Origin of the sequence: Candidatus Arsenophonus triatominarum (genome assembly GCF_001640365.1) — a bacterium.
GTDB classification, from domain to species: domain Bacteria; phylum Pseudomonadota; class Gammaproteobacteria; order Enterobacterales; family Enterobacteriaceae; genus Arsenophonus; species Arsenophonus triatominarum.
Genome location: NZ_LWMI01000016.1, coordinates 577,540 through 583,663, shown reverse-complemented (window position 1 = coordinate 583,663; position 6,124 = coordinate 577,540). Strand labels below are relative to the sequence as shown.

The 6,124-nt window shown below is 44.7% G+C and carries 5 protein-coding genes and 4 pseudogenes; all 9 read left to right on the top strand.

Going from position 1 to position 6,124, the window contains the following annotated elements:
- Positions 1 to 44: 44 nt before the first annotated feature.
- Positions 45 to 628 (top strand): annotated as a pseudogene (locus AYJ55_RS17420) (phage baseplate protein).
- Positions 618 to 892 (top strand): annotated as a pseudogene (locus tag AYJ55_RS36235) (phage baseplate plug family protein). Before AYJ55_RS17420 ends, AYJ55_RS36235 begins: the two co-directional pseudogenes overlap by 11 nt.
- 201 nt (positions 893 to 1,093) lie before the next feature.
- Positions 1,094 to 2,065: pseudogene (locus AYJ55_RS17415) on the top strand (phage protein).
- Positions 2,065 to 2,815 (top strand): annotated as a pseudogene (locus tag AYJ55_RS36230) (Gp138 family membrane-puncturing spike protein). The pseudogenes AYJ55_RS17415 and AYJ55_RS36230 overlap by 1 nt, the downstream one beginning before the upstream one ends.
- Complete coding sequence (locus AYJ55_RS30990; RefSeq protein ID WP_187153199.1) at positions 2,816 to 2,977, top strand: hypothetical protein; 162 nt, start codon at positions 2,816 to 2,818, stop codon at positions 2,975 to 2,977.
- Between the two features lie 13 nt (positions 2,978 to 2,990).
- On the top strand, positions 2,991 to 3,344 hold the full coding sequence (locus tag AYJ55_RS17405; RefSeq protein ID WP_063657414.1) for a contractile injection system sheath initiator: 354 nt from the start codon (positions 2,991 to 2,993) through the stop codon (positions 3,342 to 3,344).
- The gene (locus AYJ55_RS17400) at positions 3,344 to 4,534 is read left to right on the top strand and encodes a baseplate J/gp47 family protein (RefSeq protein ID WP_162505659.1); all 1,191 of its coding nucleotides are present in this window, start codon (positions 3,344 to 3,346) and stop codon (positions 4,532 to 4,534) included. The genes AYJ55_RS17405 and AYJ55_RS17400 overlap by 1 nt, the downstream gene beginning before the upstream one ends.
- Complete coding sequence (locus tag AYJ55_RS17395) at positions 4,531 to 5,184, top strand: DUF2612 domain-containing protein (protein ID WP_063657412.1); 654 nt, start codon at positions 4,531 to 4,533, stop codon at positions 5,182 to 5,184. The genes AYJ55_RS17400 and AYJ55_RS17395 overlap by 4 nt, the downstream gene beginning before the upstream one ends.
- A gap of 9 nt (positions 5,185 to 5,193) precedes the next feature.
- Entirely contained in the window at positions 5,194 to 6,123 is a 930-nt protein-coding gene (locus AYJ55_RS33510) for a phage tail protein (RefSeq protein WP_063657411.1), read from the top strand.
- The last annotated feature ends 1 nt before the right edge of the window (position 6,124 follow it).

Genomic DNA, 6,124 nt, shown 5'->3' with positions numbered 1-6,124 from the left:
GTTAACGCCAGACTGATTGGACAATTAACCCAGCGAGCCTACTGATGGATATCCTTTCTACGCTTTTTTCACAACGATCGCGCAAAATTGGTTTACTAGTACCGGATGTGGTGATTTCTGAAAAACATCAAGATACGTTAGAAATAACAGAACATCCGGTTGAACTCGGCGCTGAAATTGCCGATCACGCTTATAAGCGTCCAGCAGAAGTCACGATGGAGGTTGGGTTTTCAAGTAGTGGATCGCTGTTGGATTTTGGGACACGGCAAAAGTGGGTATTCGCGTTGGGTTAAGCGCGCCAGAAATTTACCAGCAAATTTTATCACTTCAAGCCAGCCGTCAACCGTTTGATGTGATAACAGGTAAGCGCAAATACCAGAATATGCTCATTCGGGCAATCGAAGTGACCACCGATAAACACACGGAAACCGTGTTGATGGCGATATTAACCTTACGGGAGCTTAACATCACCCAAACCCAAACGGTTAATATCAAATCTACCGATGCAAAAAATATGCGAGAAGGTAACACAACCGGTAGTGTGAGCAATACCGGTATGAAAACGCCAAAACCCGTTGATAATCGCAGCCTTTTAAACCGAGGTTTAGGATTGCTAAATGGAAATTAACGAAATACCGCTTACTCCCACCAACCAGCAGTTTACGATTAAGCTATCCGATACTGTTTGGCAGTTTCACCTTATCTGGCGTGAAAGTGCAGATGGGTGCTGGATATACTCACGGTTGATAATCAACGAGTGATACAGGGTATTCCGCTAGTCATAGGTGAAAATCTACTGGCTCAATATCAACACCTTATCAGTGAAGGAAGCTTGTCTTGCTGTCGGATGAGGAAAGCGACATCAATCCCAATACCTTGGGCACAACCGTAAAATTGTACTGGATAACCGATTGAGGATTGACGGATGATGAATAAAAAAATGAGTGAATCACTGCCTATAAACACCGCAGGCAAATAAAATAATTGAACGTAAAAATACTTTTATGTCTTTCGAAAAAGCGTTGCAGCTAACTCAGCAGAAATACGCCGACATTATTAATGCGCTGGCAGATAAATAAGTGAATCTATCTCCATGTCAAAAAACTGGATACGAAAATGCTCACTGATTATCAGTGATGAAAAGGGTGAAGGCATTGAGCTGTCAAATTTTCGCACTACATTCAATATCACCTGGCCAGATACGCGTTACCCTCGTACGGCGGTGTTTAAAGTCTGGAATCTAAAAAAAGAAACCGTTAGCAAAATTCAGGCCGAGGAATTTGTTAACGTGCAGCTTATGGCGGGCTATCAGGATAACGTGGGTCTGATATTTACCGGGAAAATCCGCTATACGATTTCAGGCAGAGATAACCCCACCGATACGTTTGTGATTGTTCAGGCGATTGACTCGCACGAGGCTTATGATTATGCCACACTCAATACCACATTAAGCGCAGGGCATACTCAGTCAGAACAACATAACACGTTACTCACAGGGCTTGCGCCTTATGGGATTGTCAAAGGGGTGACGCCGGAGTTCGATAATACCCGCTTTCCTCGGGGTAAAGTGTACTTTGGTATGGTCAGAAATGCCGCAGATAATCTGGCAGGCGCAATGCTTTGCCTCGTGGCAATACCTTAACGGCCAGCTTGTGATGGTGCCAGAAAACAAGTACGTCCAAGAGGCAATTGTGCTTAATAGCGCAACCGGTTTGATCGGTCTTCCTCAGCAAACGATTGAGGCGGGGTAAATGTGCGTTGTTTGATTAATCCAAACATCCAAATAAACGGGCTTATCCGTCTTGACCAGGCGTTAATCTATAGGACGATGTTACCCAACAGTGATATCGCCCTGGGATATAGCAAAATTAGTGAAAGCGATGACAATAATTTGCGGCAAACGCAAGGCGCTGTCTCACAACCGGCGAGTCTTTCCACCGATGGGGATTATATTGTGAAAAATATCACTTACACCGGTGATACACGCGGTAAACCGTGGTACATGGACTTGGTGTGTATTGCCAAAGGGTCGAATGATCGAATTGATATTAAAAAGGTGGGATAATGGCGATTTCTGTAGCAGCACGTACCGGTGACCCACAACAACTACTTGAAGTCTTTCGCCATACAATCTCATCACAGCTTCGTGTTGCGATGCCGGGGATTATTCAGTCATTTGATGCCAGCAAAGTCACTTGTGTGGTTCAGCCGGCGATTAAAGGAACCTTAACGGATAGCCAAGGGCATGTGCAGTCGGTAAATTTACCGCTACTGGTTGACGTGCCAGTTGTGTTCCCGCGTGGTGGCGGTGTGACAATGACTTTCCCGTCAAAAGCGGTGATGAGTGTCTGGTGGTCTTTGCAGATAGATGCATTGATTTTTGGTGGCAAAACGGCGGAGTACAAGAAGCGATTGACCCAAGACAACATGATTTATCGGATGCCTTCGCTTTCATCGGTGTGCAATCACAAAAACAGAAGATAAGCCAAATTAGCACGGATGCGATGCAGTTAAGAAGTGACGATGGCGCAACCTATTTTGAATTAAACCCGACAACGCAAAAAATGAAAATTGTTGCCCTGGGGGGCTTGAAATTGTGACACCAGAGACTACATTTTCGGATAGAGTCACCATTAAAGGATTACTGAGTTGGTTAGGTGGTATGGTGGGTTCGGCGGTCTCCGGTGTGGCTGCAAAAATCACCGGTGCGATTGAATTTTTGGGCACATTGACATCTAATGGCAAACGGATTGACGAAACACATACCCACAAAGGTGTCAAAGCCGGTGGTGATAATTCAGGTGAGGTAAATTAAATGAAAGAAAGTGTTAACATTTTTTTTGGCGGTTCTTATTTACACAAACTAAAAACCGCATGGCGACTTATGGGCGTGATTTTTTTATTAATAATCAATGAAGAGCCATCCTTAAAGTTAGAAGACATCAAGGTAGTTGAAAAAAATAAAAAACAACATTAAAAGGGTGCGATTGATGCGTTATCGACGAGAAACAGAAAAAGGTGACTACAGCTTTGGTCAGGGGGATAACACATTTTTAACCAATACGCCTGATGCTGTCGCTCTGGCGATTAAAACCCGTTTGTCACTCTGGCAGGGGCAATGGTTTTTAGACAGTGAGGAAGGTACGCCCTGGTTACAATCGGTATTGGGAAAACCTTATCTTGATGCTTACGGCATGACCATCAAAGAGCGCATACTAGGTACACAGGGCGTAACCACGTTAACCGATTTCAATGTCAGCCAAGACTCAACGGCGCGAAAACTCACCATCACCGCAAAAGTACAAACCCAATATGGCGAAACTTCCTTTATCCACGAGGCATAATGTTAAATCTTGATACGTTAGGGTTGTCAGCGAAAGTCACTGACGACGGCATCAGTGCGCCCGATTATCAAAGCATACTGATGCGATTAACTGATTTTTTTCATCAAATTTATGGGCAGGATGCGTATTTAACGCCGGACAGTAAAGATGGCCAGATGATAGCGATTTACGCGTTAGCCATCCATGATGCGAATAATGCGCTTATCGCCACCTATAACAGTTTTAGCCCAAGTACCAGTAAAGGGGCTGCGCTATCAAATAATGTCGCCATTAATGGCATTTCACGTCATGCATCAGGCTACTCTAATGTGGACGTGGTGTTAACCGGTCAGGTCGGCACTTTGATTACGAATGGGCGCGTACGGGATAAAAACGGCAATATCTGGCGATTACCTGAAACCGTCACACTGGACATCCATGGCGAAGCGACGGTGACAGCGGTTTGTCTGGTTGCTGGAAGTGTTACCGCATTAGTGGGTGAAATAACCGAGATAGCCACGCCCACACGAGGCTGGCAAACGGTGAACAATCCCAAACCCGCAACACAAGGTAGGCCGATTGAAACGGATAATCAATTACGGGAGCGGCAGCGCAAATCGGTCTCACTCCCTTCACGTACGGTACTGGAAGGTATACAGGGCGCGATTAGCCTGATACCAGGGGTAACGAGGCAACGCGGTTTTGAGAATGACACTAGTAAAACGGATAAAAACGGTATTTCTCCCCATTCCATTGCGATGATTGTGGACGGTGGCGATGTCAACACGATTGCCAACGCAATCGCACAAAAGAAAACCCCAGGGGCAGGCACGTATGGTGATACCGCCGTGACAGTAAAAGACCGTTACGATATGCCAATTACGATTCGCTTTTCCCGGCCTAAAACTGTCGATGTGCATGTGGAAATCGACTTAACCGCTTTTTTGGGGTTTACCACCCTCACCGGTGATAAAATCCGACGTAAAGTTGCAGGCTATATCAACCAACAACTCATTGGCGACAATCTGTATCTGACCCGTCTTTATTCACCGGCAAATCTACCTGGCGATGAAGAAGGGAAAACGTTTGATATTACGTCGTTAAAGATTGGTAGAACACCAGAAAGCGTGAAAGAAGAAAATTTAATCGTGGCTTTTAATGAAGCCGTTAGTTGTCGTGAGGATAACGTCAAACTGGTGGTGGCCTCATGAGAGATTACACCGAGTACATCACCCCACAACATCGTCAAGCAGATAAGTTTACACAACATATTGAGTTAATGACACGCTCTTTGAGGGATATTTCAGCCTTAGCCTCACAGCTTAATGCGTTTTTCAGTATTGATACGGCAACGGGTAAACAACTGGATGCCGTCGGCGAATGGATAGGCTTATCACGTTTTGTCAAAACGCTGATAAAAGGGGTCTATTTTTCACTGGATACCGAAAAGGTGGGCTTTGACCAGGGGAGCTGGAAACGGCGCTTTGATGCTGATAGTGGTTTTACTGAGCTTGATGACGAAACCTACCGCTTCATATTAAGAGCAAAAATCCGAGCAAATCACTGGAATGGCACAAGCGAGATGCTTTCAGAAATTTATCAGGGCGTAATCCCTGATGAAACGGTAAAAATCTTTTTTATCGACAATCAGGATATGTCGATGGATGTGTATCTCACCGGTGGGGTGATACCGGAAGTGACAAAAGCGGTTATCAAACAGGGCTATCTCAATATTAAGCCCGAAGGCGTAAGACTCAACGCCTATACCGGTTCCGAAGGTGATAACGGCATTTTTGGATTTGATGTCAACAATCGTTATATCGACGGCTTTGATGTCGGTAGCTGGTCAGTCAAATTGTAAGGAATAATCATGGCAAAAAATGAAATATTACCGTTTGGTATCGCAGACGGGGCTAACGTATTGCTGGCAGAGGAGTATCAGAAACTCACCGCCCGCAATAATGGTTTTAGTGCAGGTGTTGCGCGTTCACAGGAACTTAACACCGTCTGGCGGCAGGCATCGATGATAGCGCACGTGGTGGCACAGTTTATTGCGGAAACCAATAACAGTGATGTACTCGACGACGGCAACGTCGATAAACTGAAAACCGGACTCATCAGTGCCTTATCGAAAAACGTGAATAACACCGTGCCAGCCGCCACAAAAACAGTAGCAGGAATTACAAAACTCAGCAGTGCTACGAATAGCGATGATGAAACGCAAGCCGCCACACCTAAAGCCGTCAAAATTGCTTATGACTTGGCGAAAACGGTGAGTATTGAGGAAGTCAACAAAAAACTCGATAAAGCAAGCGTCTTACAAACTACGGGCAACGCGACAGATAAAGTGATCAGTCAAAAAGTGATAACCGATGCATTGAAAGACTGTCTTAAAATAAATAACAATTTATCTGAGGTTAAAAACAAAGCGGAGGCCAGAAATAACCTTGGCCTTGGTCCGGCAGCTTTGCTTAAGGCTGCGACTGCGATAGCGAACAAATCCGGTCATATTTTTATTCCGGCGATTATTGGCGCGGAAGAAAAAGATTTTATGTTTCAGTGGATGACAGTGGGGCTTGATAAAGCCGAGGCTGGAAAAATGATATCTAAAACGTTTAAATGGACTACTCCTTTTCCGAACGATTGCATTACAACAATGACATCATTAAATAAAACGACTTATGACACAAGCAAAAGCCCTGTAACAGGGTCTAAAATTATTGACAAATTTCAGGTTGAAGTGGCTTCTGGTTATAGCGCTTCACCTTCTACTGTCGTCGTTTTTGGAATAGGATATTAAT

What these genes read in the sequence shown, in the direction of transcription:
- AYJ55_RS30990 (WP_187153199.1), top strand. Translation starts at nt 2,816, where the DNA reads ATGAAAGAAAGTGTTAACATTTTTTTTGGCGGTTCTTATTTACACAAA.
- AYJ55_RS17395 (WP_063657412.1), top strand. Translation starts at nt 4,531, where the DNA reads ATGAGAGATTACACCGAGTACATCACCCCACAACATCGTCAAGCAGAT.
- AYJ55_RS17400 (WP_162505659.1), top strand. Translation starts at nt 3,344, where the DNA reads ATGTTAAATCTTGATACGTTAGGGTTGTCAGCGAAAGTCACTGACGAC.
- AYJ55_RS17405 (WP_063657414.1), top strand. Translation starts at nt 2,991, where the DNA reads ATGCGTTATCGACGAGAAACAGAAAAAGGTGACTACAGCTTTGGTCAG.
- AYJ55_RS33510 (WP_063657411.1), top strand. Translation starts at nt 5,194, where the DNA reads ATGGCAAAAAATGAAATATTACCGTTTGGTATCGCAGACGGGGCTAAC.